This is a genomic window from Acidovorax delafieldii (assembly GCF_007993815.1).
GTDB lineage: Bacteria > Pseudomonadota > Gammaproteobacteria > Burkholderiales > Burkholderiaceae_C > Acidovorax > Acidovorax delafieldii.
Genome location: NZ_VJWE01000017.1, coordinates 56,109 through 80,018, shown reverse-complemented (window position 1 = coordinate 80,018; position 23,910 = coordinate 56,109). Strand labels below are relative to the sequence as shown.

22 protein-coding genes are annotated in these 23,910 nt (G+C 66.2%); 7 read left to right on the top strand and 15 right to left on the bottom strand.

The genetic code is table 11. The features are described from left to right. Nucleotides 1-131: 131 nt before the first annotated feature. The 3 genes from ATF69_RS19830 to recG form a co-directional block, all read right to left on the bottom strand. Entirely contained in the window at nt 132-1,865 is a 1,734-nt protein-coding gene (locus ATF69_RS19830; RefSeq protein ID WP_146872045.1) for a dipeptidase, read from the bottom strand. Between the two features lie 146 nt (nt 1,866-2,011). Then, the gene (locus ATF69_RS19825; protein WP_146872044.1) at nt 2,012-2,977 is read right to left on the bottom strand and encodes a LysR substrate-binding domain-containing protein; all 966 of its coding nucleotides are present in this window, start codon (nt 2,975-2,977) and stop codon (nt 2,012-2,014) included. 41 nt (nt 2,978-3,018) lie between these two features. Next, complete coding sequence (recG, locus tag ATF69_RS19820; RefSeq protein ID WP_146872043.1) at nt 3,019-5,178, bottom strand: ATP-dependent DNA helicase RecG; 2,160 nt, start codon at nt 5,176-5,178, stop codon at nt 3,019-3,021. Between the two features lie 110 nt (nt 5,179-5,288). Here recG and ATF69_RS19815 point away from each other — a divergent pair, with 110 nt between their 5' ends. The 4 genes from ATF69_RS19815 to ATF69_RS19800 all read left to right on the top strand — a co-directional run bounded on the left by ATF69_RS19815 (nt 5,289) and on the right by ATF69_RS19800 (nt 9,688). Next, the gene (locus ATF69_RS19815; protein ID WP_056065324.1) at nt 5,289-6,569 is read left to right on the top strand and encodes a cyclic di-GMP phosphodiesterase; all 1,281 of its coding nucleotides are present in this window, start codon (nt 5,289-5,291) and stop codon (nt 6,567-6,569) included. Nucleotides 6,570-6,572: 3 nt separating this feature from the next. After that, nucleotides 6,573-7,532, top strand: coding sequence for a 1-phosphofructokinase family hexose kinase (locus ATF69_RS19810; RefSeq protein ID WP_146872042.1), 960 nt, complete (start codon nt 6,573-6,575; stop codon nt 7,530-7,532). A gap of 90 nt (nt 7,533-7,622) precedes the next feature. Continuing rightward, a complete protein-coding gene (gene queA / locus ATF69_RS19805; protein WP_146872041.1) occupies nt 7,623-8,786 on the top strand; it encodes a tRNA preQ1(34) S-adenosylmethionine ribosyltransferase-isomerase QueA in 1,164 nt (387 codons plus the stop codon). Further along, on the top strand, nt 8,783-9,688 hold the full coding sequence (locus tag ATF69_RS19800; RefSeq protein ID WP_146872040.1) for a DMT family transporter: 906 nt from the start codon (nt 8,783-8,785) through the stop codon (nt 9,686-9,688). The genes queA and ATF69_RS19800 overlap by 4 nt, the downstream gene beginning before the upstream one ends. 84 nt (nt 9,689-9,772) lie before the next feature. Here the strand turns inward: ATF69_RS19800 and ATF69_RS19795 are convergent, their stop codons facing one another. Then, a complete protein-coding gene (locus tag ATF69_RS19795; RefSeq protein ID WP_146872039.1) occupies nt 9,773-11,374 on the bottom strand; it encodes a gamma-glutamyltransferase family protein in 1,602 nt (533 codons plus the stop codon). 168 nt (nt 11,375-11,542) lie between these two features. Next, on the bottom strand, nt 11,543-12,526 hold the full coding sequence (locus ATF69_RS19790) for a Bug family tripartite tricarboxylate transporter substrate binding protein (RefSeq protein ID WP_146872038.1): 984 nt from the start codon (nt 12,524-12,526) through the stop codon (nt 11,543-11,545). A 152-nt stretch (nt 12,527-12,678) separates the two neighbouring features. On the opposite strand from ATF69_RS19790, the gene ATF69_RS19785 reads away from it, so the two are divergent. After that, nucleotides 12,679-13,590: a LysR family transcriptional regulator gene (locus ATF69_RS19785; protein ID WP_146872037.1), complete on the top strand. Its 912-nt coding sequence runs from the start codon at nt 12,679-12,681 to the stop codon at nt 13,588-13,590. Between the two features lie 13 nt (nt 13,591-13,603). Here ATF69_RS19785 and ATF69_RS19780 read toward each other — a convergent pair whose 3' ends face one another. From ATF69_RS19780 to trpE, 9 genes are all read right to left on the bottom strand, one after another. Beyond that, a complete protein-coding gene (locus tag ATF69_RS19780; protein ID WP_146872036.1) occupies nt 13,604-13,873 on the bottom strand; it encodes a DUF3253 domain-containing protein in 270 nt (89 codons plus the stop codon). Between the two features lie 28 nt (nt 13,874-13,901). Beyond that, nucleotides 13,902-14,618, bottom strand: coding sequence for a uracil-DNA glycosylase (locus ATF69_RS19775; protein WP_121941198.1), 717 nt, complete (start codon nt 14,616-14,618; stop codon nt 13,902-13,904). A gap of 70 nt (nt 14,619-14,688) precedes the next feature. Next, nucleotides 14,689-15,489: an indole-3-glycerol phosphate synthase TrpC gene (gene trpC / locus ATF69_RS19770; RefSeq protein WP_146872035.1), complete on the bottom strand. Its 801-nt coding sequence runs from the start codon at nt 15,487-15,489 to the stop codon at nt 14,689-14,691. 57 nt (nt 15,490-15,546) lie between these two features. Next, nucleotides 15,547-16,116: a hypothetical protein gene (locus ATF69_RS19765; protein ID WP_146872034.1), complete on the bottom strand. Its 570-nt coding sequence runs from the start codon at nt 16,114-16,116 to the stop codon at nt 15,547-15,549. Between the two features lie 14 nt (nt 16,117-16,130). Beyond that, nucleotides 16,131-17,162, bottom strand: a complete 1,032-nt coding sequence (gene trpD / locus ATF69_RS19760; RefSeq protein WP_146872033.1) for an anthranilate phosphoribosyltransferase — start codon at nt 17,160-17,162, stop codon at nt 16,131-16,133. A gap of 17 nt (nt 17,163-17,179) precedes the next feature. Then, on the bottom strand, nt 17,180-17,845 hold the full coding sequence (locus ATF69_RS19755) for a LysE family translocator (protein WP_146872137.1): 666 nt from the start codon (nt 17,843-17,845) through the stop codon (nt 17,180-17,182). After that, nucleotides 17,845-18,429 carry an aminodeoxychorismate/anthranilate synthase component II gene (locus ATF69_RS19750; protein ID WP_121941202.1) on the bottom strand — a complete coding sequence of 195 codons (585 nt, stop codon included), beginning with the start codon at nt 18,427-18,429 and terminating at the stop codon, nt 17,845-17,847. The genes ATF69_RS19755 and ATF69_RS19750 overlap by 1 nt, the downstream gene beginning before the upstream one ends. Continuing rightward, the gene (locus tag ATF69_RS19745; protein WP_146872032.1) at nt 18,426-18,761 is read right to left on the bottom strand and encodes a chorismate mutase; all 336 of its coding nucleotides are present in this window, start codon (nt 18,759-18,761) and stop codon (nt 18,426-18,428) included. The genes ATF69_RS19750 and ATF69_RS19745 overlap by 4 nt, the downstream gene beginning before the upstream one ends. Beyond that, the gene (trpE, locus tag ATF69_RS19740; protein ID WP_099732322.1) at nt 18,758-20,257 is read right to left on the bottom strand and encodes an anthranilate synthase component I; all 1,500 of its coding nucleotides are present in this window, start codon (nt 20,255-20,257) and stop codon (nt 18,758-18,760) included. Before trpE ends, ATF69_RS19745 begins: the two co-directional genes overlap by 4 nt. A 362-nt stretch (nt 20,258-20,619) precedes the next feature. Here trpE and ATF69_RS19735 point away from each other — a divergent pair, with 362 nt between their 5' ends. Then, nucleotides 20,620-21,219 (top strand): chalcone isomerase family protein, encoded by a 600-nt coding sequence (locus tag ATF69_RS19735; protein ID WP_099731938.1) that lies wholly within the window; start codon nt 20,620-20,622, stop codon nt 21,217-21,219. A gap of 280 nt (nt 21,220-21,499) precedes the next feature. Beyond that, nucleotides 21,500-23,149 (top strand): methyl-accepting chemotaxis protein, encoded by a 1,650-nt coding sequence (locus ATF69_RS19730; protein WP_146872031.1) that lies wholly within the window; start codon nt 21,500-21,502, stop codon nt 23,147-23,149. A 19-nt stretch (nt 23,150-23,168) separates the two neighbouring features. Here ATF69_RS19730 and gph read toward each other — a convergent pair whose 3' ends face one another. Then, nucleotides 23,169-23,879 (bottom strand): phosphoglycolate phosphatase, encoded by a 711-nt coding sequence (gene gph, locus ATF69_RS19725; RefSeq protein WP_146872030.1) that lies wholly within the window; start codon nt 23,877-23,879, stop codon nt 23,169-23,171. Between the last annotated feature and the right edge of the window lie 31 nt (nt 23,880-23,910).

Here is a 23,910-nt window from a genome sequence, read left to right as displayed (position 1 = left end):
AACATGAAACACCCCGCGCTGTGCGGGGTCCTCAAATACTGTAGCGCAAGCGACTGGTCCCCCAGTGTCAGCCAAGGCCGATGCCTTGCACCTGGGTCAAGAAAGCGCAAGCGGAGCCAAGCCTTACAGGCTTATTGCATGTGCGGCAAGTTGCCAATGCGCACCAGCATCTCGGTGAACATCTGCATGTCGGCATCCAGGTCCGCCACTTCCTTGAACTCCTTGGCATTGTGGGCGGTGTACTTCTTGCCAGGCATGGCAGGGCCAAAGTTGATGGCGTTGGGCATCAGCTTGGCGGTGGTGCTGCCGGCCGTGGGCACGGGCTTGGCTTCGAGGCCGGTGGTGTCGCCAAAGGTGTTGAGCAACGTGGCCAGCCAGGCGCCCTTGGGGTCGCGGGCCATCCAGTTGCCTTGGTTGTGGTCCACCTCCACCGCCACACCGGCCTGGGCGCCCCAGGCCTTGATGCGTTCGGTGGTGGCTTTGGCCAGTGCTTCGGGCGTGTTGCCCCGGGGCATGCGCACGTTCACCAGCACATCGACCTTGCCATCCTTTTCGCGGATGAGGTTGGGAGACATCGTGAGCGGGCCCATGAAGTCATCGCTGTAGGCCAGCCCCATCGTACGACCCAGGTAGTCGGTGCCATACAGGTCTGTGAGGTAACGCACGGCCTGCGCGTAGCCGTTGGGGGCCAGCACTAGGCCCGACTCCTTGAGGAACAGCGCCAGGCGCGGCAGCGGATTCACGCCTTCTTCGGGGCGCGAGCCGTGGGCCGATGCGCCCGTGACCTTGACCAAGACGTCTGCGCCTTCACGCGCCACATCGATGCTGAACTTGCCGCCCTGGCTGGTGTATTTGCCGATAAAGGCGTCCTTGCCAGCGCTGAGCTGGCGGGTGGTGGCATCGGCGTTGCCGCCACGCAGGCGGGCCGTGGCCGTCTGGGGCACGGCGTTGGCCGATGCAGCGCCCGCCATGGCCACGATGGTGGGCTGGTTGCCTGCCGCGGCGCCCAAGGCAAAGGTGGTGCGCAGCGCACCCGAGCCCTTCTCGGCCACCACCGCAGGATATTTGCTATCGAGCACGATGTTGTACTCAGGCAGCGAGGTCTTGGCGCGGTAGTACTTCATCGCGTCGCCACCGGTTTCTTCGGTGGTTTCGATCATGAGTCGGATGGTGCGCGCCAGCGGCAGGCCGCTGTCCTTGACAGCCTTCATCGCAAACAGCACGGTGGCGATGGAGCCCTTGTCGTCAATGGAGCCCCGGCCATACAGGTTGCCGCCCACGCGGGTCAGCTGGAAGGGGTCAAGCTTCGTGCCATCGTCCAGCACCCATTCGTCGGCCACCACGGGTACCACGTCGGCATGGGTGAGGATGCCGAACTCTTCGGGACCACTGCCGGGCAGCTTCACTTCAAAGATGCGGTTGTCCACATTGCGGTACTGCAGGCCAAAGTCCTTGGCCATCCCTTCGACCAAGGCACCGAACGCAATGATGTGCTTGTCTTCGTGCGGCGGCACCTTGTCGGCCCGCACCGTGGGAATGGCCACCATCTTCGCCGTGGCGTCGATCACCGCCGCCTGGTTGCGCAAGCGGTTGTGCAGACCCAGCAAGCGGCTGATGTTGACCAAGTCATCACCCACCAAAGGCTTGTGCGCCAGGTATGCCGACACGGCGGTCTGCAGCTGCGGCTGCATCTGTGCAGCCAGCGCCAGGAACTGGCGAAAGTCCGCTGCTGCAGCGGCAGCAGGCGCGGCCGCAATGCGGTCGAGCGCAGGCTTCTTCAGCGTCTGGCCTGCGGGTGGGGGGGTGGGGGTGGAGCAAGCCGTCAGGGCGGCAACCAGCGTGGCGGTGAGCCAAAGCGTCTTCATAAAAACCTCTTGTGGGGGCAAAGGCACCGACCGCCGATGGGCAGAGGGCGCCGTGGAGCAGGGCCTGCCCGGGCCGGGTGGACCTGCGCAGGGGCGGCGGGAGTGTAGCGCCGATTCCAGGAAGCGAATCAGTGCCCCGCAGCCGTTCAGGACAGTCGCGTCACGCCTGGCAGCTCGCACGCATAGATGGCGTTGCGCAGGGCGGCAATGGCTTCGTAGCGCGTGAAGCTGCGGCGCCACGCCAGCACCACGCGGCGCACGGGCGGCGGGCCACCGTCTTCCTCACGGATGGGCAGGTAGCGGATGTAGGTCTCGTCGCTCTTGCGACGGCGCGACACCGTGAGCAACGCGTCGCGCGGCACCGACAGGCGTGGCACCAGCGTCACCCCCATGCCGGCGGCCACCATGTGCTTGATGGTCTCCAGCGACGAGCCCTCAAACGACTTGCGGATGCCCTCGGCATTGCTTGCAAAGCGCGCGAACTCGGGGCACACCTCCAGCACATGGTCCCAGAAGCAATGGCCCGCCCCCAGCAGCAGCATGGTCTCGTTTTTCAACTCGGCAGCCGTGACCGACTTCTTGGCCGCCAAGGGGTGCGTGCTGGGCACGGCCGCCATGAAGGGCTCGTCATACAGCGGCGCCATGGCCAGGCCAGTGTCGGGGAAAGGCTCGGCAAGGATGGCGCAGTCGATCTCGCCCGTGCGCAGCATCTCCAGCAGCTTGACGGTGAAGTTCTCCTGCAGCATCAGCGGCATCTGCGGGGTGCGCGTGATGGACTGGCGCACCAGCTCGGGCAGCAGATAGGGCCCGATGGTGTAGATCACGCCCAGCGTGAGCGGACCGGCCAGCGGGTCCTTGCCGCGCTTGGCGATTTCCTTGATGGCCGCGGCCTGCTCCAGCACGCTTTGCGCCTGGCGAACAATGTCCTCGCCCAGCGGGGTCACCGTGACTTCGCCCGCGCTGCGCTCGAACAGCTTCACGTCCAGCTCTTCTTCCAGCTTCTTGATGGCCACCGAGAGCGTGGGTTGCGACACATAGCAGGCGTCGGCCGCATGGCCAAAGTGCTTCTCGCGGGCCACCGCAACGATGTACTTGAGTTCGGTGAGGGTCATGGTGTGTTCCTGCGGGCCACGTCAGTGTCGTTCTGAGCGTCTCATGCCTTGAGATAGTCCGATTTTCCACCCAACCAGCGCGCCACGTGTTTTGCGGCCAATTCCGGGTAGCGGTCCAGCATCTGGGGGGCCAGCTCGCGCGCCCATTCCAGCAGATGGGTATCGGTCGCCAGGTCGGCAAACCGCAGCAGCGCATCGCCCGACTGGCGGGCGCCCAGAAATTCGCCGGGGCCGCGGATTTCCAGGTCGCGCCGGGCGATCTCGAAGCCATCGTTGGTTTCGGCCATGGCGCGCAGGCGCTCCTTGGCGGTTTCGCCCACGCGGCCGCTGTCGTTGGTGGCGTACAGCAGCACACAGGCCGAGGCCGCCGCGCCACGCCCCACGCGGCCGCGCAGCTGGTGCAATTGCGAGAGGCCAAAACGCTCGGCATGTTCGATGACCATGAGCGAGGCGTTGGGCACGTCCACGCCCACCTCGATCACCGTGGTGCTGACCAGCACGCCCATCTGGCCACTGGTGAAGAGCGCCATCACAGCCTTCTTCTCGGCGGTGGGCATGCGCGAGTGCAGCAGGCCGACCATGCAGCCCGGCAAGGCCTCGCTCAGGTCGGCGTGTGTGGCGGTGGCGTTGGAGAGGTCCAGCGCCTCGCTCTCTTCAATCAGCGGGCACACCCAGTACACCTGCCGCCCAGCCTCCACCTGCGCGCCGATGCGTTCGATCACCTCGTCCTTGCGGCTGTCGGCAATCAGCTTGGTGACGATGGGCGTGCGGCCTGGCGGCAGCTCGTCGATCACCGACACATCCAGGTCCGCGTAGTAGCTCATGGCCAAGGTGCGCGGGATGGGCGTGGCGCTCATCATGAGCATGTGCGGCTCCATGCCGTGGGCCGCCAACTTTTGCCGCAAGGCCAGCCGCTGGGCCACGCCAAAGCGGTGTTGCTCGTCGATGATGGCCAGCGCCAGGTTCTTGAACTGCACCTGGTCCTGGATCACGGCGTGCGTGCCCACCACCAGCGCCGCCTCGCCGCTGGCCACCAGCGCCAGCATGGCAGTACGGTCCTTCTTCTTTTGCCCGCCCACCAGCCAAGCCACCTTGCGGCCGTGTGCGGCCAGCAGCGGTTCGAGCCAGCCGATCATCTTGGCAAAGTGCTGCTCGGCCAGGATTTCGGTGGGTGCCATCAGCGCGCACTGCCAGCCCGCGTCCATGGCCAGGCAGGCGGCCAGGGCCGACACCACGGTTTTGCCCGAACCCACGTCGCCCTGCAGCAGACGGTGCATGGGCACCTGGCGGGCCAGATCGGCCGCAATCTCTTCGCCCACGCGGCGCTGGGCCGCCGTCAGGTCAAACGGCAATACGCCCATCAACTGTTCGTGCAATGGCAAGGCGCCGTCGGTGCTGCGCCGGGGCCGCAGCACCGGCGCGCGCAGCATGTCGCGTTCGCGCCGCGACTGCTGCTGCGACAGCTGCTGGGCCAGCAACTCCTCCGCCTTCAACCGCTGCCAGGCGGGGTGGCTCTGGTCCTCCAGCGTGGACAGCGCCACATCGGGCGTGGGATGGTGCAAAAAAGTGAGCGCCTCGCGCAAGCTGAACCTGCGCGGCAGGCCATTGGTGCCATAAACCCGGGCCATCGGTGGCTCTGTGCCGGGTGGCAGGGTGTCCGACAAATCCACCCGCGTCAGCGCACTGACGACGGCCCGGCGCAGGTAGGGCTGGGGCAGTCCGGCGGTGGTGGGGTAGACGGGCGTGAGAGCGGCGGGCAACTCGCCACCCGCCACGCGGAAGGCGGGGTGCAGCATCTGCCGCCCCCAGAAGCCGCCTTTGACCTCGCCCCGAATGCGCAGGCGCGCGCCCACGGCCAGGGTCTTCTGGTGCGACGGGTAGAAGCTGAAAAAGCGCAGCTCACAACTGCCGGTGTCATCCTCTACCTGCACCAGCAGCTGGCGGCGGGGGCGCAGTTGCACCTCGCTGGCAGTGACCGTGGCCTCGATCTGCACCGTTTGCCCGTCGCGCGCATTGGCCAGCGGGGTGATGCGGGTTTCATCCTCATAGCGCAAGGGCAGGTGCAGGGCCAGGTCGATATCGCGGCGCAGGCCCAGTTTTTGCAATGCCTTCTGCGCCACCGAGGCCGCACCCTGGCCACGCGCGGCCGGGACGGCGGAGCGCGCAGTGGGTTTGGCGGGAGCAGGGGCGGCAGCGGGCATGGAGAGCAATTTGCTAGGGAAAACGAGCGGAGATCGCAGCCTGAAAAGGCTACCATGGTTACCATTGCTAACGCCTGATCACGGCGTGTTTTCGAGTCCGGGGCCCCGTCATGCTCAAGCGCATTCAAATCCAACACCTGACCCTGGGCATGTACCTGCACGAGTTTTGCGGCTCGTGGATGGAGCACCCCTTCTGGCGGGCCAAGTTCCTGCTCAAGGACCCCAAGGACCTCGCCCGCATCCAGGCCACCGCCATTCAGGAAATCTGGATCGACACTGACAAGGGCCTGGATGTGGCCGCAGGCACGGCGTCGATGTCGCGCGAAGAGGTGGATGCGCAGATCGAGACCGACTTCAGCCGCCTGGAGGACCTGCCCCCCATCAAGGTGACGCTGCCCTCACCCCCTCCTCCCCCCAAGCGGGACCGCCAACCGGCGGACATGCACAGCGAACTGAGGATGGCCGCCGCCATCTGCGTCAAGTCCAAGGAAGCGGTGGTCTCGATGTTCAACGAGGCCCGTATGGGCCGCGCAGTGGACTCGGCCAGTGCACAGAGCCTGGTGGAAGAAATCTCCGACTCCGTCACCCGCAACCCCGGCGCACTCATCAGCCTGGCGCGGCTGAAGACAGCCGACGACTACACCTACATGCATTCGGTGGCGGTGTGCGCGCTCATGGTGGCCCTGGCCAAGCAGCTCAAGCTCAAGGACGACCAGCAGCGGCTCGCTGGCATGGCGGGCCTGCTGCACGACCTGGGCAAGGCAGCCATCCCGCTGGCAGTGCTCAACAAGCCCGGCAAGCTCACTGACCAGGAATTCACCGTGGTGCGCAGCCACCCGGTGGAGGGCTACCACATGCTCAAGGAAGGCGGCAACGTGCCCGACGCCGTGCTGGACGCCTGCCTGCACCACCATGAAAAGGTGGACGGCTCGGGCTACCCTGACAAGCTGCAGGGAGAAGGCATCAGCGTGATCGCCCGCATGACGGCCATCTGCGACGTGTACGACGCCATCACCTCCGACCGACCCTACAAGCGCGGCTGGGACCCGGCCGAGTCGCTGCGCCGCATGGCCGAGTGGACCAGGGACCACTTTGACGCACGCATCTTTCAGGCGTTTGTCAAAAGCATCGGCATCTACCCCGTGGGCTCGCTGGTGCGGCTGACCTCGGGTCGCATCGGCATCGTGACTGAGCAATCGCCCACCGCGCTGACCACCCCCATCGTCAAGGTGTTTTTCTCGACCAAGTCCGACCTGCGCATTCCGCCCGAGGTGGTGAACCTGGCCGCCCCGGACTGCAACGAGAAGATCGTGGCACGCGAAGACCCCGAGAAGTGGCGCTTTCCCGACCTGGACGAGCTGTGGTCCGGCTTCTCCGACAAGGTCTGGTAGCCCATGCCTGCACTGATCATCACCCTGACGCTCAACCCCGCCCTCGACCTGGCGACCACCACCGACCACGTGGTCCCCACACACAAGCTGCGCTGCGGCCCGGTGCGGCGGTTTGCGGGGGGCGGTGGCATCAACGTGGCGCGGGTGCTGCACCGCCTGGGCGCGGACGTGAGCGCCTGGGCACTGGCGGGCGGCGCGGCGGGCGCCCAGGTGCAACAGCTGCTGGCCGACGAGGGCGTGCTCACGCAGCTGCAGCGCATTGCGGGCGACACGCGCGAGAACTTCTCGGTGGTCGAGACCAGCACGGGCCAGGAGTTTCGGTTTGTGCTGCCCGGCCCCATGCTGCAGGCCTGCGAGTGGCAGGCCTGCCTGGATGCGCTGGCTACCCACACACCGCCACCCCGCTGGCTGATTGCCAGCGGCAGCCTGCCGCCTGGCACGCCGAACGACTTCTACGCCCAGCTGGCGCGCGCCGCATCCGGCCGGGGCGTGCGGGTGGCCGTCGACACCTCGGGGCCGCCGCTGGCGGCGGCATTGCAGGCCGGGGTGGCGCTGGTCAAACCCAGCCTGCGCGAGCTGCGCGACCTGTTGCAACAGCCCCTGGAACAGGCGGCCGACTGGTGCACTGCCGCCCAGTCGCTGGTGCGCAGCGGCGCCGCAGACACCGTGGCCCTGTCGGTGGGCGAGCAAGGCGCGGTGCTGGCCACGCGGGAGGGGGTATGGCAGGCGCCAGCGCTGAACGTGCCCGCTACGACCGGCACCACGGGCGCTGGGGACTGCTTTTTGGCGGCACTGGTCTGGGCGCTGGACCGGGGCGATGCGCCCGCCGAGGCGCTGCGCTGGGGCGTGGCCGCAGGCGCTGCCGCCTTGCTGCATCCGGGCACCACCCTGGCCCAGGCCGATGACGTACAACGGCTGGTGCACAGCGTACCGGCACCGGTGGCATTCACCACCTCGCCCTAGCACCGCGCCTGCAGGGGCTGCAGCCCCGTGGGACAATCGCGCCTTCCGCAATTTTTACCTTGGCACGGGCCCGTTCGGCCCTCAAGCACGATGACTGATCTCTCCAGCGGCGCAACCAGTGCGCCCCTCGCCTCCGGCGGCCCTTCCACGCCCCGCGTGTTCACCCTCAGCGACTTCGACTTCTCGCTGCCCCCCGAACTCATTGCCCAGCACCCCGCGCCCGAGCGCAGCGCCTCGCGCCTGCTCGACGGCCGCGCCATGCAGCCGGTGGACCGCATCTTTCGTGAGCTGCCCGGCCTGCTGCGCGAGGGCGACCTGCTCGTATTCAACGACACGCGCGTGGTCAAGGCGCGCATCTTTGGCGAGAAGGCCAGCGGCGGCAAGCTGGAGCTGCTGATCGAACGCGTGCTGCCCGCCGAGGCTGGCAACCCGGGCAACGAAGTCGTGGCCCACATGAAGGTCAGCAAGAAGCCCCTGCCCGGCAGCGTGGTGCACATGGCCGGTGGCCGCAAGGCGGGCGGCTTTGACGCGCAGTTGCTGGGCCGCTGGCCCACCGAGGACGGCCCGCTGTTCCGCTTTGCGCTGCACGGCCCCGCAGGCGAGTCGCCCTGGGAACTGATGGACCGCCACGGCCACCTGCCGCTGCCGCCCTACATCGAGCGCCAGCAAAACACCGACCACGACCCCGACGAGGCCGAGGACAGCCAGCGCTACCAGACCGTGTTTGCCCGCAACCCCGGCGCCGTGGCCGCGCCCACGGCCGCGCTGCATTTTGACGAAGGCGTGCTGGCCGATCTGGCCGCACGCGGCATCGAACGCGCCAGCGTCACGTTGCACGTGGGCGCAGGCACCTTCCAACCCTGCAAGACCGAGAACCTGGCCGAGCACCAGATGCACAGCGAGTGGTACGAGATTCCGCTGGCCACGCTGGCCGCGCTGGAGCGCTGCCGCCAGCGCGGCGGCCGCGTGGTGGCCGTGGGCACGACCACGGTCCGCACACTCGAATCCTGGGCGAAGACGGGCCAGGCCTCTGGCGACACCAACATCTTCATCACACCGGGCTTTGCATTCCAGGTGGTGGATGTGCTGATCACCAACTTCCACCTGCCCAAGAGCACGCTGATGATGCTGGTGAGCGCGTTTGCGGGTTATGCCCACATCATGGGCCTGTACCGGCACGCCATTGCGCATCAGTACCGCTTCTTCAGTTATGGCGACGCCATGCTGCTGGAGCGTGCGCGCGGCACGCCGTGAGTTCTTCAGGCCCTGCGCCGTCGACCAGCCCTGCAGCCCGCCGGCGTGCGGCGCTGGCGGGCATCGCGCTCGCCGTCACGGCCTGCGCGTTCTTTGCGCTGCTGGACACCGCGAGCAAGCTGGTCAGCGTGGGCGTGCCCATCGTCATGGCGCTGTGGATGCGCTATGTGTTCCAGTCGCTGCTGACCACGGCCTTCGTGCTACAACGGGCGGGGCGCACGGCGCTGCGCACCACACAGCCCCGCTTCCAGGCCTTGCGCGGCGCGCTGTTCGCCATGACCAGCCTGTTCGGCTTCATCAGCCTCACGGCCTTGCCGCTGGCGGAGTTCACGGCCATCGTGGCCACGGTGCCGCTGTGTGTGACGGTGGTGGCGGCCCTGTGGCTGCACCAGCCGGTGAGCCCTTTGCGCTGGCTGCTGGTGGTGACGGGCCTGGCGGGCACGCTGGCCATCATCCGGCCCGGCGGTGAGGCCTTCACCTGGGCGCTGCTGTGGCCGCTGTGCATGCTGGCTGCGGGCACCGGCTACCAGGTGCTGAGCAGCAAGATGGCCGGGCACGAGAGCCCCGCTACCACGCAGCTCTACACCAGCTGGATCGCCACCGCGCTGGTGTCGCTGGGCGTGCCGTTCTTCTGGCAGCCGGTGAGCGACCCGTGGCTGTGGGCCGGCATGTTCACCATGGGCCTGTCGAGCGCGGTGGGCCACATGCTGCTGCTCAACGCCTATGCGCGCACCACGCCGGTGACGATTGCGCCGTTCCTGTATGCACAGATCGGGTTTGCCATGCTGGCGGGCTGGCTGGTGTACCACCATGTGCCCGATGCGTGGTCGATGGCGGGCATCGCGGCCATCGTGCTCAGCGGCGCGGCCAGCGCCTGGCTAACCGTGCGCGAGACACGTTAAGAGCCGAAACAGCCAGTAGCGCTAGTGCAATATGCCTAAGCAGCTATATATTCAATAGCATCAAGCCCGCCGCCTGGGCATGGATCAGAACGCCACCGCGTGCCCGTCCTTGCGCGGGTCGGAGCCCGCGATGTAGCTGTTGCCGTTCTTGAGCACCAGTTGGGCGCCGCCAAAGGCGAACACGCCGTTGCCCTCTTCCACCGTCACCTCGTGCCCGCGCGCGCGCAGCGCGGCGACCACGGCGGGGTCGAACCCTGGCTCCACCGCCACACCCTTGCCGCCGGTGATGCGCCAGCGGGGTGCATCGGCAGCTGCCTGTGGGTTCTGGCCGTAGCGCAGCACGCGCAGCGCCATCTGGGTGTGGCCCTGGCTTTGCATGGGGCCGCCCATCACGCCAAACGCCATCTGCGGTGTGCCGTCGGCATGCATGGCAAAGGCCGGGATGATGGTGTGCGAGGGGCGCTTGCGCGGCGCCACCTGGTTGGCGTGGCCCGGGACCAGGTTGAAGCCATGGCCCCGGTTCTGCAAGCTGATGCCCGTGCCCGGCACCACCACGCCCGAGCCAAAGCCCATGTAGTTGGACTGGATGAACGAGACCATCATGCCGGACGCGTCGGCCGCCGCCAGATACACCGTGCCGCCGGGGCGTGGCGCGCCGTAGCCAGGGTCGCCCGCGCGCGTGGTGTCGATCAGCGCGGCGCGGCTGCGCAGGTAGTCGGGGTTCAGCAGCGCATCCGGTTTCACCGGCATCGCGTCGATGTCGGCGTTGTACTGGTGCAGGTCGGCAAACGCGAGCTTCATGGCCTCGATGCTGGCGTGCACCGTCTCCACATCGTCCACTGGGTGCGCGCCAATGCCATGCGCGTCGAGCATGCCCAGCGCCATCAGTGCGGCAATGCCCTGGCCGTTGGGCGGAATCTCATGGACCACCGAATCGCCAAACCGCTGCTGGATGGTGCCCACCCAGTCGGCCTGGTGCGCGGCCAGGTCGGCCATCGTCATGGCGCCGCCATGGGCCTGCGAATGCGCTGCGATGCGCTCGGCGATCACGCCCCGATAGAAGGCCTCGCCCTCGGTCTCGGCAATCAGCTCCAGCGTGCGCGCATGGGCTTCGCTGCGGAAGATATCGCCCGCCTGGGGCACGCGACCATTCGGCATGAAGCACTCGGCAAACCCGGGCTGCGTGCCCAGCTTGGCCGCGCCCAGCGCCCACAGGCGGGCGATGGTGGGCGACACCGGAAAGCCGTTGCGCGCGTAGTCGATGGCGGGCTGGGCCAGTTGTGCAAACGGCAGCTTGCCCAGGCGCTTGGACAAGGCCACCCAGGCCGACACGGCACCCGGCACGGTGACGGCGTTCCAGCCCGTTTCGGGAATGCCGCCCAGCTTCTCGAAGTATTCAGGCGTCCATGCCGCAGGCGAGCGGCCCGAGGCATTGAGGCCGTGCAGCTCCTTGCCATCCCACACGATGGCAAACCCGTCGCTGCCCAGGCCGCAGCCCGTGGGCTCCACCACCGTGAGCGCCATGGCAGCGGCAATGGCGGCGTCCACCGCGTTGCCACCCGCCAGCAGCATGCGAAGGCCCGCCTGCGCGGCCAGCGGCTGCGAAGTGGAGACCACGTTGCGGCCCATGACCGCGCTGCGGTTTGAGGCGTAGGGAAGGGACCAGTCGAGGGATGGGGTATTCATAGCGTTCTGACTCTGTTGCCCCGCACAGGGCGGGCTGCATGAAACCGGCGCGGCGCAAAGCGAGGGACGCCGAGGAAGGGCCGCCCCGCACCGAGGGCGTCGTCCCCCTTCCCGAATGGCAACGCCATTCGAGAGAAGGGGGAAGCGGCAAAGCCGCTCAGGGGGATGTCACTCCAGGGTTATTTTGTGTTGGCGAATGACGGTGGCCCAACGGTTGCTGTCGGCCTGCACCATGCTGGCGAACTGCGCGGGCGTGCGCGGTGCGGCGGGCTCCACGCCCAGCTTGGCCAGGCTCTCGGCCACTTCGGGCGCCTGTACGGCTTTGGCGAAGGCCTTATGCACCTTCTCCACCAGCGCGGGGGATGCCCCGGCAGGCAGGTACACGCCAAACCAGGTCACCGACGAATAGCCGGGCAGGCCGGATTCGGCCAGCGTGGGCAGCTCAGGCGCCAGGGTGCTGCGCTTTTCGCTGGTCACGGCCAGTGCGCGCAGGCGGCCGGCCTTGGCGTGCGGCATGCCGGTGGGCAGCGAGTCAAACAGCACATGCGTCTGCCCGGCAATCAGGTCAGGGATGGCCAGGGCCGTGCCCTTGTAGGGGATGTGCGTCATCTCCACACCCGCCTGGGCGCTGAAGGCGGCCGTGTTCAGGTGCACGATGGTGCCATTGCCGCTGGTGGCGTAGTTGAGCTTGCCGGGGTGGGCCTTGGCGTAGGCAATCAGTTCGCCCACAGTCTTGACCGGCAGGCTGTTGGTGACCAGCAGCACGCTGGGTGCGTCGGCCACATGGGCCACCGGCGTGAAGTCCTTGCGCGGGTCATAAGCCAGCTTGGGCATGAGGTGGGGCGAGATGGCATGTGTGCTGCTCGTGGTCAGCAGCAGGGTGTAGCCGTCGGGTGCGGCCTTGGCCGCCTCGGCCGTGCCCAGGGTGCCGCCAGCGCCGGGCTTGTTGTCCACCACCAGTTGCTGTCCCAGGTCGGCCGCGACGCGCTGGGTAACGGTGCGGGCCACCAGGTCGGTCGCGCCGCTGGCGGGGAAGGGCACGATCACCCGCACAGGGCGATCCGGCCAATTGGCTTGTGCCTGCGCGGCAGATGCCAGCACCAGCAGGCCGGCCAGGCCCCAGACACCACGGCCCCAGGAAAGTAGACGCATACAGAGCACTCCCGCAAAGAAATCGGACACAACAAAGGATGGAACCATCTTAGGAATCTGCGCCTTGCTTGACCACCAGCATTTCAGCAAGCTGCTTTGCCACCACGGCAAACCGGCGCATACTGAACACCTCCATCTCCGCCCCTCCCTCCATGCGCCCCCACCTGCTGCAAGACACCACCCTGCGCTACTTTCTGGCCGTGGCGCAAAGTGGATCGCTCACCGAGGCTTCGGCCCGGCTGCATGTGGCCGCCTCGGCACTGAGCCGCCAGATCGCGGGGCTGGAGGCCCAGCTGGGCACGCCCCTCTTTGAGCGCCACCCGCGCGGCATGGTGCTGACGGCGGCGGGCGAGATCCTGGCGGTGCACGCGCGCCGTACGTTGCTGGACGCCGAGCGCGCGCTGGGCGAGATCGGCGCGCTGCAGGGCCTGCGTGCGGGGCAGGTGCGCCTGGCCACGTCGGATGCGTTTGCGAACGAGCTGGTGCCGCGCCTGTGCGTGGAGTTCCAGCGCACGTACGCAGGGGTGCAGTTCAGCGTGATCGCCTTGCCCACGGCACAGGTGCCCGACGCCGTGCGCAGCGGCGCAGCCGACATCGGCCTGTGCTTCAGCCGCGCACCGCACAAGGACATCGACGTGGCCTACCGCCAGAGCGCGCCAGTGCTGGCCCTGCTGCCCCCGGGCCACCCACTGGCCAGCGCAAGCAGCGTGACCCTGGCGCAGATGGCCGGGTACCCGCTGGCCCTGCCCCCGGCCGAAACCACGGTGCGTCAGATGATCGACATCGTCTGCAGCCGCCAGGGCCTGCAGCTGGAGGCCGTGCTCATCAGCAACCACGCCAAGACGGTGGTCAACTTTGTACAGCTGGGCGGCGGCCTGTCCGTAGCCAGCGAGATCGCCGTGCGCCACCTGGTGGCCGAAGGCGCCATCGTGGCCCTGCCCATCAGCGACCCTGGCATGGACCTGCGCGACATCGAACTCCAGACCCTGGCCGGGCGCAGCCTGCCGGTGGCGGCGCAGGCGTTTCTGGAACTGCTCAAGGAGCGGCTACCGCAGCCGTGGTAGGCCTTGGCGTGGGTTAGTCGCTGGGCTGGTCATCCATCGGCAGACCGAGGCGAATCGGGCCGCCGGGCGCTATGGCATCCACCGGCACCCCGCCGCGCGTGACGCGCAGGCGGTGCTGCTGGGCCAAAACCTGCGCCACCTGCCTGACTTGAGGCATGTAGTGGCGCCAATCACCGCCCTCTGGCACCAACGCCCGAGCGACCTCTGACGGGCAGATCGTCGTGTGCGGCTTGCGCTGCGCCAGCAAGGCGAAGATTTGCGCCTCCACGTCTGCGTCGGTCATGGCGCGCGCGCGGTGTTGCGAACCCTGCTCAGTACCCGTGCTGCGCGCGAAAATCCCGCGCCTTGCCAAAGTGCCCGTTGCCAATGAAGGGCACGGGCGGGCGCAGGGCCGACAGCGGCGAGGGATGGTTGGACGTAAGCACCAGGTGCCCCCGGTCGGCGGGAATCCATGCGCGCTTTCCCTGTGCGTGCGAGCCCCAGAGCATGAACACCACCGGGCGCGGGCCCTCGGCCACGTGGCGGATGACGGTGTCGGTCAGCTCTTCCCAGCCCTTGCCCGCATGGCTGGCGGCCTGGCCCTCTTCCACCGTGAGGCAGGTGTTGAGCAGCAGCACGCCATTTTTTGCCCACTTGACCAGGCTCCCGCCGGGGTTCGGGAACGGGGGAAACGCCACCCCCAGGTCGCGCTGCATTTCCTTGAAGATGTTCTGCAGCGAGGGCGGCAGCCGCACGCCCGGCGCCACCGAAAATGCCAGACCCTCGGCCTGGCCCCGGCCGTGGTACGGGTCCTGCCCCAGGATGACCACGCGCACATCTTCGGGTGGCGTCAGGTCCAGCGCGCGCAACGGCTGGGGCGGAAAGATCGCAGCCCCGGCCTGCAGCCGCGCCTGCAAGTGAGCGAGCAACGCCTGCCCACGCGCGCCCGCAAAAAAGGCGTCCACCAAGGGCTGCCAGCCAGGGGCCACCGGCCAGTCGGCGGGTTGGGCCGTCTGGAGTTGCGTGGCGGGCATTTCAGAGGAATTCATGGCGAAATGGGCTGGTAGCGCCAGTTACATATGCTCCAGCAGCTATCAAAAACATAGTGATTGATCACTATCAAGCGAACAGCTTGGCCAGCGCCAGGCCAGGGTCATCCGCCCGCATGAAGGCCTCGCCCACCAGAAAGGCGTGCACACCCGCGTCGCGCATGGTCTTCACATCGGCAGGCTTGAGGATGCCGGACTCGGTGACCAGCAAACGGTCCGCAGGCACATCCTTGAGCATGCCCAGGGTGGTGTCCAGCGTGACTTCAAACGTGCGCAGGTTGCGGTTGTTGATGCCCACCAGCGGGGTCTTGAGCTTGAGCGCGCGCTCCAGTTCGGCGCGGTCGTGCACCTCCACCAGCACCGCCATGTCCAGGCTGCGGGCAATGGCCTCGAAATCAGCCATCTGCGCGTCATCCAGGCAGGCAGCGATCAGCAGGATGGCATCGGCGCCCATGGCGCGGGATTCGTAGATCTGGTACGCATCCACCATGAAGTCCTTGCGCAGCACGGGCAGCAAGGTGCTGGCACGGGCCTGCTTCAGGTAGTCGGGCTGGCCCTGAAAGAACTGCCGGTCGGTCAGCACCGACAGGCAGGCCGCGCTGACCTTGCCATCGCCTTCCATATAGCTTTGCGCAATGTCAGCGGGCTCGAAGTCAGCGCGCAGCACGCCCTTGCTGGGGCTGGCCTTCTTGACCTCGGCAATCACCGCCGCCTGGCCCTTGGCGATCTTGGCCCGCAGCGCGCCTTCAAAGTCGCGCGTGAGCACGCGGCTCTCCGCATCGGCGCGCATGGCGTCGAACGGCAGGCGCTTCTTGGCGGCGGTCACTTCTTCGTGCTTGACAGCGACGATTTTGTTGAGGATGTCAGACATTTGAGTACCAGTTGGGGTAATACGCTGCGCGCATGTTGAATAGGTTGCTTTGCAAGTCTACGAAACCAGCCGAGCGCCGGATCGCCGGATCTCCAGTCGATGAACCAACCGGTCCACGCACTTGTCGAGAATCTCCAATTGGGTGGCCAAGTTGGACTTCAGAGAGGTTGGCATGTCCACAGAGCATAGGGTGGCGACAGGACCCGAGGTTCTGTGGCGCAACTCGACTTCGACCGTGAGAACGCCATGATGGAGCGGCCCACCGTGGCAGCCAATGGAATGCGACGCATCCAGTTGGATCGGTGCCACGTCCTTTTCCACCGACTCCAGCCTGCGCTTCGCGATGTCCAGGATCCAATACGCACTGTATGTGGATCTCCGGACGTGCCACCGCAACACAGCTGCTGCGCCAAAAAGGCAAAGCACGATGACCCACCATTCGGTCGCGAGCAGTGGCCACCGAAAAATCAGCACGATATAGCCCATTAAGCAAAGCGGCAGAACCGTCAAGACGCTCGTCCATACTGTTTGCTTTTGCACCCGTGCGGGGAGGTACAGACAGGCTTCCATCTCAACGACAGCTGCGAGGTCGTGGACATCTTGCAGCACACGATGGCCACTTTTCATTGTCTGCTCCGAGGTCACACCGCCAGCGCATGCGTGCGCGTGACCACCTGCTCCAGCTTGGCCAGCGCGGCGCCGGAGGCAATCGCAGCGCGTGCCTTGGCAATGCCCGTCTGGATGGACTCGGCCACGTTGGCGGCGTACAGGGCCACGCCTGCATTCAGGCAGACGATGTCCTGCGCGGCACCGGGTTCGCCCTTGAGCACGCCGATCAGCATCTCACGCGACTGCTCGGGTGTTTCGACCTTGAGCGCCCGGTTGCTGGCCATCGGCAGGCCGAAGTCTTCAGGGTGGATCTCGTATTCGGTGATCTGGCCGTTCTTCAGCTCACCGACCAGCGTGGCGGCGCCCAGGCTCACTTCGTCCATGCCGTCACGGCCGTACACCACCAGCGCGTGCTCGGCGCCCAGGCGCTGCAGCGCGCGCACTTGGATGCCCACGAGGTCGGGGTGGAACACGCCCATCAAGATGTTGGGCGCACCGGCCGGGTTGGTCAGCGGGCCCAGGATGTTGAAGATGGTGCGCACGCCCAATTCCTTGCGCACCGGGGCCACGTTCTTCATGGCCGGGTGGTGGTTGGGCGCAAACATGAAGCCGATGCCGACTTCAGCGATGCACTGGGCGATCTGCTCGGGCTTCAGGTTGATGTGGATGCCCAGGGCCTCCATCACATCGGCGCTGCCGCTTTTGCTCGACACACCGCGCCCACCGTGTTTGCTGACCTTGGCGCCCGCAGCGGCGGCTACGAACATAGAGCAGGTGGAGATGTTGAAGGTGTTGGCACCGTCACCGCCCGTGCCCACGATGTCCACCATGTGGGTCGCGTCCTTGACGTGCACCTTGGTGCTGAACTCGCGCATCACCTGCGCGGCAGCGGTGATCTCGCCGATGGTTTCCTTCTTCACGCGCAGGCCGGTGATGATGGACGCGGTCATGACGGGTGAGAGTTCGCCGTTCATGATGAGCCGCATCAGGTGCAGCATCTCGTCGTGGAAGATTTCGCGGTGCTCGATGGTGCGCTGCAGCGCTTCCTGGGGGGTAATGGGCATGGAATGTCTCCTTGTATTTATGCTGAGGGCTGGTCCGTGAAGGCCAGCTTGAGCCCGAAGCCGATGAACATGGCACCGGCCACGCGGTCCAGCCAGTGCATGCCGCGCTGGATCACCCCGGCGCGCCGTGCCATCCACGATGCCGCCAGCGCCCAGCCCACATTGACGGGGACGGCGTTGAGGTTGAACAGCACGCCCAACAGCACAAAGGCCAGCGCCTTGTTGTCCGCGCCCGGCGCGATGAACTGCGGCACAAAGGCCAGGAAGAAGATCGCGACCTTGGGGTTGAGCACATTGGTCCAGAAGCCACCGAGGAACACCTTGCGCAGCGGTGTGTGCTGCGCAGGGGCCGCCTGCGCGGCTGCCAGCGCTGCGCTGTTGCCCCCATCGGCACCGGGCTTGGACAACAGCATGCGCACACCCATCCACATCAGGTACGCAGCACCGATCCACTTGAGCACGGTGAACGCCGTGGCCGATGCGGCCAGCAGCGCACCCACGCCCACGGCGGCCGCAAAGATGTGCACAAAACACCCAGCCGTGATGCCCAGGCCCGCCACGATGCCCGCGCGGGTGCCGGACTTGAGCGCGTTGGTCACGATGTAAAGCACATCGGGGCCTGGCGTGAGGTTGAGCAGCCAGCCTGCGGCAATGAACATCACCAACTGGTGGGCGTCAATCATCATGTGCGCTGCTCCAGAAAGTTCTTGAGCATGGCGTGGCCGTGTTCGGTGAGGATGCTTTCGGGGTGGAACTGCACGCCTTCGATCGCCAGCGTCTTGTGGCGCACGCCCATGATCTCGCCGTCCTCCGTCCAGGCCGTCACCTCCAGCACATCGGGGCAGGTGGCGCGCTCGATGGCGAGCGAGTGGTAGCGGTTGACGGTGAACTGTTCGGGTAGCCCGGCAAACACGCCCTTTTGCGTGGTGGTGATGACGCTGGTCTTGCCGTGCATCAGCTCCTGCGCGCGGATGATGTTGCCGCCGAAGGCCGCGCCAATGCTCTGGTGGCCCAGGCACACGCCCAGGATGGGCAGCTTGCCGGCAAAGTGTTTGATCGCAGCGACCGAGATGCCCGCCTCCGCAGGCGAACAAGGGCCGGGCGAAATCACCAAGCGGTCGAGCTGGCCTGCGTTCAGGCGCGCCTCGATCTCGGCCACGGTGATCTCGTCGTTGCGGAACACCTCGACCTCGGCACCCAGTTCACCAAAGTACTGGACGATGTTGTAGGTGAAGCTGTCGTAGTTGTCGACCATCAAGAGTTTCATGCGGCGCTCCCGGCAAGGGCGGGCTCGCGCAGACGGGCGAACTCGCGGTGTTCATAGGCAATGCAGGCTTCCATGAGGCTGCGGTAGATGGCTTCCATCACGTCGGCGTCGCCGCCTTCGGCCCCAGCGCGTTCGCGCACGCGGGCCACGATGGCCTCAATGCGCGCTTCATCGCGCACCTGTTCCACACCTTGCTTGATGCGGGCGGCCTGGGTCATGTAGCCCACGCGCTCCACCAGCAAGGGCACCAGGACGTCGTCCAGCGCGTTCACTTCGCGGCGCACGTCCTGCATGGTGGCGCAGGGTTTGACTCGGGTGATAGCGAGGGTCATTCCAGCCCCTCCTCGACCAATTCGGCGGCGCGCAGCAGCGCACGGGCCTTGTGTTCGGTTTCTTTCCATTCCAGCTCGGGCACCGAATCAGCCACCACACCGGCTGCCGCCTGCACGTAGAGCGTGCCGTTCTTGATGATGCCGGTGCGGATCGCAATCGCCACGTCCATGTCGCCCGCGTAGCTCAGGTAGCCGCAGGCGCCGCCATACAGGCCGCGCTTGGTGGGTTCGAGCTGGTCGATGAGCTCCATGGCGTGCACCTTGGGCGCGCCGGTGAGTGTGCCGGCGGGGAAGGTGGCCTTGAGCACATCCATGCTGGTCATGCCATCATGCAGGATACCTTCCACGTTGCTCACGATGTGCATCACATGGCTGTAGCGCTCCACTGCAAAGGCCTCGGTCACCTTCACGGTGCCGGTTTTGGCGATACGGCCGATGTCGTTGCGCGCCAGGTCGATCAGCATCACGTGCTCGGCACGTTCCTTGGGGTCGTTGATGAGTTCAACCTCGGTGGCCTTGTCCTTCTCGGGCGTGGCGCCGCGCGGGCGGGTGCCCGCCAGCGGGCGGATGGTGACCTTGGTGCCTTCGTCGGTCTTCTCCTGGCGCACCAGGATCTCGGGGCTGGCGCCCACCACATGGAAGTCGCCAAAGTCGTAGAAATACATGTACGGCGACGGGTTCAGCGAACGCAGCGCGCGGTACAGCGACAGGGGCGACTCGGTGTAGCGCTTGTGGATGCGCTGGCCCACCTGCACCTGCATGAAGTCGCCTGCGGCAATCAGCTCCTTGGCGCGCTCCACGGCGGCCAGGTAGTCGGCCTTGGCAAAGTCGCGCTGGGCGGGGTGGCTTTCGGTGGCCTTGACCACGGGGGCGCTCACCGAATACTTGAGCTGCTCTTTCAGCTCGCGCAGGCGCTTCTTGGCCTTGGCGTACGCCTCCGGCTGGGCCGGGTCGGCGTAGACAATGAGGTACAGCTTGCCCGAGAGGTTGTCGATGACGGCCAGCTCCTCGCACTGCAGCAGCAGAATGTCGGGGCAGCCCAGCGTGTCGGGCGGGCAGGTGGTCTCCAGCTTCTTTTCGATGTAGCGCACCGCGTCGTAGCCGAAGTAACCGGCCAGGCCGCCACAAAAACGCGGCAGGCCGGGGCGCAAAGCCACTTTGAAACGCTTTTGGTAGGCCTCGATGAAATCGAGCGGGTTGCCTTGCGCGGTCTCGACCACCTGACCGTCGGTCACCACCTCGGTCCTGGCCTGGTCGCCAAAGCCGCTGGCGCGCAGCAGGGTGCGGGCGGGCAGGCCAATGAAGCTGTAGCGCCCGAAGCGCTCGCCGCCCACCACGGATTCGAGCAGGAAGCTGTGCTTGCCGCCGTCTTTGGTGTGCGCCAGCTTCAGATAGAGCGAGAGCGGAGTTTCCAGGTCCGCAAAGGCCTCGGCCATGAGCGGAATGCGGTTATAGCCTTCGCTGGCCAGGCTTTTGAATTCAAGTTCTGTGATCACGGGGAGGGCTCCCAGCTGTCGCAGCGCGTGTCCCTGTGCAATGGAAAAGGGGCGCTGCGGTCCATTCAATCGGCCTCACCGCATCGGGGTGGAGGCCACGGGTGCACGCTGGGGCTGCTGCCCAGGTGCCATCAGGCGTTCAAAGCGACAGGCTGACGCCAGGGCCAGGCTCCCCGGTCGCTGCAACCTGTGATGAACACGTGGTGAATGAACATGGGCCAAAGTGTAGCAAAGCTTTTTTAGCGGGCTGATTTGACAGATCTCACAGCGAGATCGCACAACCGCTCGAAAACCCTGTTGCGGCCCGACAGGAGCGCTGCAACAATTTGAAACGAACGACCGTTCTTTTTTAGGAGCTGCGCATGAAATTCCTGACGCGATGCGCTGTGATGGCGGGAGCTTGCCTGTTGGCAGCCAGTGCCATTGCCCAGCCCATTACCGTGGCCGACGTGAAATACGAAGAAACCGCCAGCCTGGGCGGCAGCACCCTGCAGCTCAACGGCGCAGGGGTGCGCTACAAGGCAGTGTTCAAGGTATACACGGCGGGGCTGTATCTTGAAAAGAAAGCCGGCACACCCGCCGACGTCATGGCCCAGAAGGGCCCCAAGCGCATGAGCATCACCATGCTGCGCGACATCGACTCCACCGAGCTGGGCAAGCTGTTCTCGCGCGGCATGGAGGACAACATGGACCGCGCGGCATTCTCCAAGCTCATTCCTGGCGTGCTCCGCATGAGCCAGATCTTCTCGGACCACAAGAAGCTGGTGGCGGGAGACCAGTTCCAGATCGACTGGATTCCGGGTACCGGCACCATCATCACCGTCAAGGGCAAGCCGCAGGGAGAGCCCTTCAAGGAACCCGAGTTCTTCAACGCGTTGCTGGGTATCTGGCTGGGCAATGCGCCAGCTGACTGGAAGCTCAAGGACGCGTTGCTGGGCAAGACCGCCCAGTCATCGTCCTAGTTGTCCTAGGGCAAACACCCACGCCCTCCCGGCAAAGGCTGTCGCGCGCCCGACAGACGCGCCCCCTACCCGGGAGTAGCCTGTGCCTCAGTCCCCGCTCCAGCCATTGCCCAACCTTTCCAGCCCTTTTTTGACAACGCGACAACCGGTCTCCCGCTGCGCACACCCGCAGCGCCCGAGGCCACGGCCTGAACCGAGCTTTGTGCGCTATCCGCGCCCCGCAACGAGCCGTCTGTAACGCCCCTTCTGCCCCCAGCCCCCTTACGCGCCAGACACCACCATGAAACTCAGCAACCTTTCCGTCGGCCTGCGCCTGGGCGCATCCTTCGGCGCCATTCTTCTCATCACGGCTCTCATTGCGGCCACAGGGATGTGGCGCATTGCCAGCCTGCAAAGCGCCAGCGAGCGCGTCGCCACGCAGGAGATCGAGCAGCAAACCCTTGTGGAGGACTGGGCGTCGGACATCCGTCTGAACTGGGTACGCACCGAGGCCTTCCTCAAGGCCATCGACCGCGACTACATGGACAAGCTCACCGCCGATACCCAGGCGACGGCGAAGGGCATGGAAGCCAAGGTCAAGCGCATTGAGGCACTGGTGCAAGGCGACCAGGCCAAGGGGCTTCTGGCAGCAATTGCGACGGCCCGGCAGGCCTACAACGACAAGCTCAACGAAATCCGGGAACTGCACCGCGGTGGCGAACCCAACGTGCCCGCCCTCGTGGACAAAGACCTGCGCCCGCTGGCCGACAAATACCTTCAATCCCTCGACGACCTGCGCAAAACCATGGCCGCCCAGCTGGCCGAAAGCCAGGCAGACACCTCCACCCTGGCCAAAGCCAGCCAGGTGCTGTTGGGCGTAGGCACGCTGGTGGCCGTCGCGCTCGGCGCATTGATGGGCCTGACCGTCACGCGCTCCATCGTGCGCCCCTTGCAGCAAGGCCAACAAGCCGCCGAAAGCATTGCTGATGGCGACCTTACCCACCCCATTACCACCAGTGGCAATGACGAAACCGGCCAGTTGCTGCAGGCACTGTCCACCATGCAATCGCGCCTGGCCACCATCGTGGGCAACGTGCGCAACAGCGCCGAGGGCGTGGCCACGGCCAGTGCCGAGATTGCATCAGGCAACAACGACCTGAGTGCCCGCACAGAACAGCAGGCCAGCGCACTGGAGGAAACCGCAGCCTCCATGGAAGAGCTGGGCTCCACCGTGCGCCAGAATGCCGACAACGCCCGCACCGCCAACCAGCTGGCCATGAGCGCCAGCACCGTGGCCGTGCAGGGCGGCGACGTTGTGGCCGAGGTGGTGGACACCATGAAGGGCATCAACGACAGCAGCCGCAAGATCGCCGACATCATCAGCGTGATCGATGGCATCGCCTTCCAGACCAACATCCTGGCGCTGAACGCGGCTGTGGAGGCCGCACGCGCGGGCGAACAGGGTCGGGGCTTTGCAGTGGTGGCGGGCGAGGTGCGCAGCCTGGCGCAACGCAGCGCCGAGGCCGCCAAGGAGATCAAGGGTCTGATTGGAACCAGCGTGGAACGCGTGGAGCGCGGCACGGCACTGGTGGACAAGGCCGGCGCCACGATGACCGAAGTGGTCAGCGCGATTCGGCGCGTGACCGACATCATGGGCGAAATCAGCGCCGCCAGCAGCGAACAAAGCCAGGGCGTCTCACAGGTCGGAGAGGCCATCACGCAGATGGACCAGGCCACCCAGCAAAACGCCGCCCTGGTGGAACAAAGTGCTGCCGCCGCCGACAGCCTCAAGACCCAGGCCGGCCAGCTGGTGGATGCCGTGGCGGTGTTCCGCCTCTCTGACAACGCCACCCGCCCCAACAGCACCGCGCCCGCCCCCGTGCGCAGCAATCCCCCCGCGTCATCACGTCTGGACTACCGCAGCGTGGCGCCACGCCAGCTGACTGCCTGAACAGGCAGGCTCGGCCAGCTCAGGCGAGCTGCGCCAGCGCATCCACAAAACCATCGGCATCCACGGCCCGCACGGGCTGGCCGTGGTTGTAGCCATAGGTGACCAGCACCACCGGGCAGCCCGCAGCCCGCGCGGCCTGCGCATCGTTGCTGGAGTCGCCCACCATGAGCGTGCGCGCAGGGTCGGTACCCAATGCTTCGCAGGTCTTGAGCAACGGCAACGGATCGGGCTTCTTGCGCTCGAACGAGTCGCCACCGAAGACCTTCTCGAAATAGCCGTCAAGCCCCTTGGACTGCAACAAGGGCAGCGCAAAGTCCCGGGGCTTGTTGGTCAGACAGGCGAGACGCAGACCACGGGCGCGCAAAGCCTGGAGCCCCGCCTCCACACCGTCATACACCCCGGCATACTGGCCATTGATGGCGAGATAGTGGCGTTGGTAGCTGGCCCAGGCCGATGGATACAACGCTTCAATTTCAGTAGCAATAGAGGCATGATTTATCTGCGCCAGCACGTGGTGGAGCACTGAACGCAGCAAATGCTCCGACCCCTTGCCCACCATGTGTTCGATGGTCTGTGCCGCAATCGACGGCAGCTCCAGTTCGCGCAGCATGCGGTTCAGCGCCTCATTGAAATCACCCATGGTGTCCACCATGGTTCCGTCCAGGTCGATGATGGCGGCGTCCACGCCGGTGAGCAATGTGGACAGCGAGGGGGTAACGGCGAGAGACATTGGGCAAGCATTCGGGAAGAGAAGACGGGAC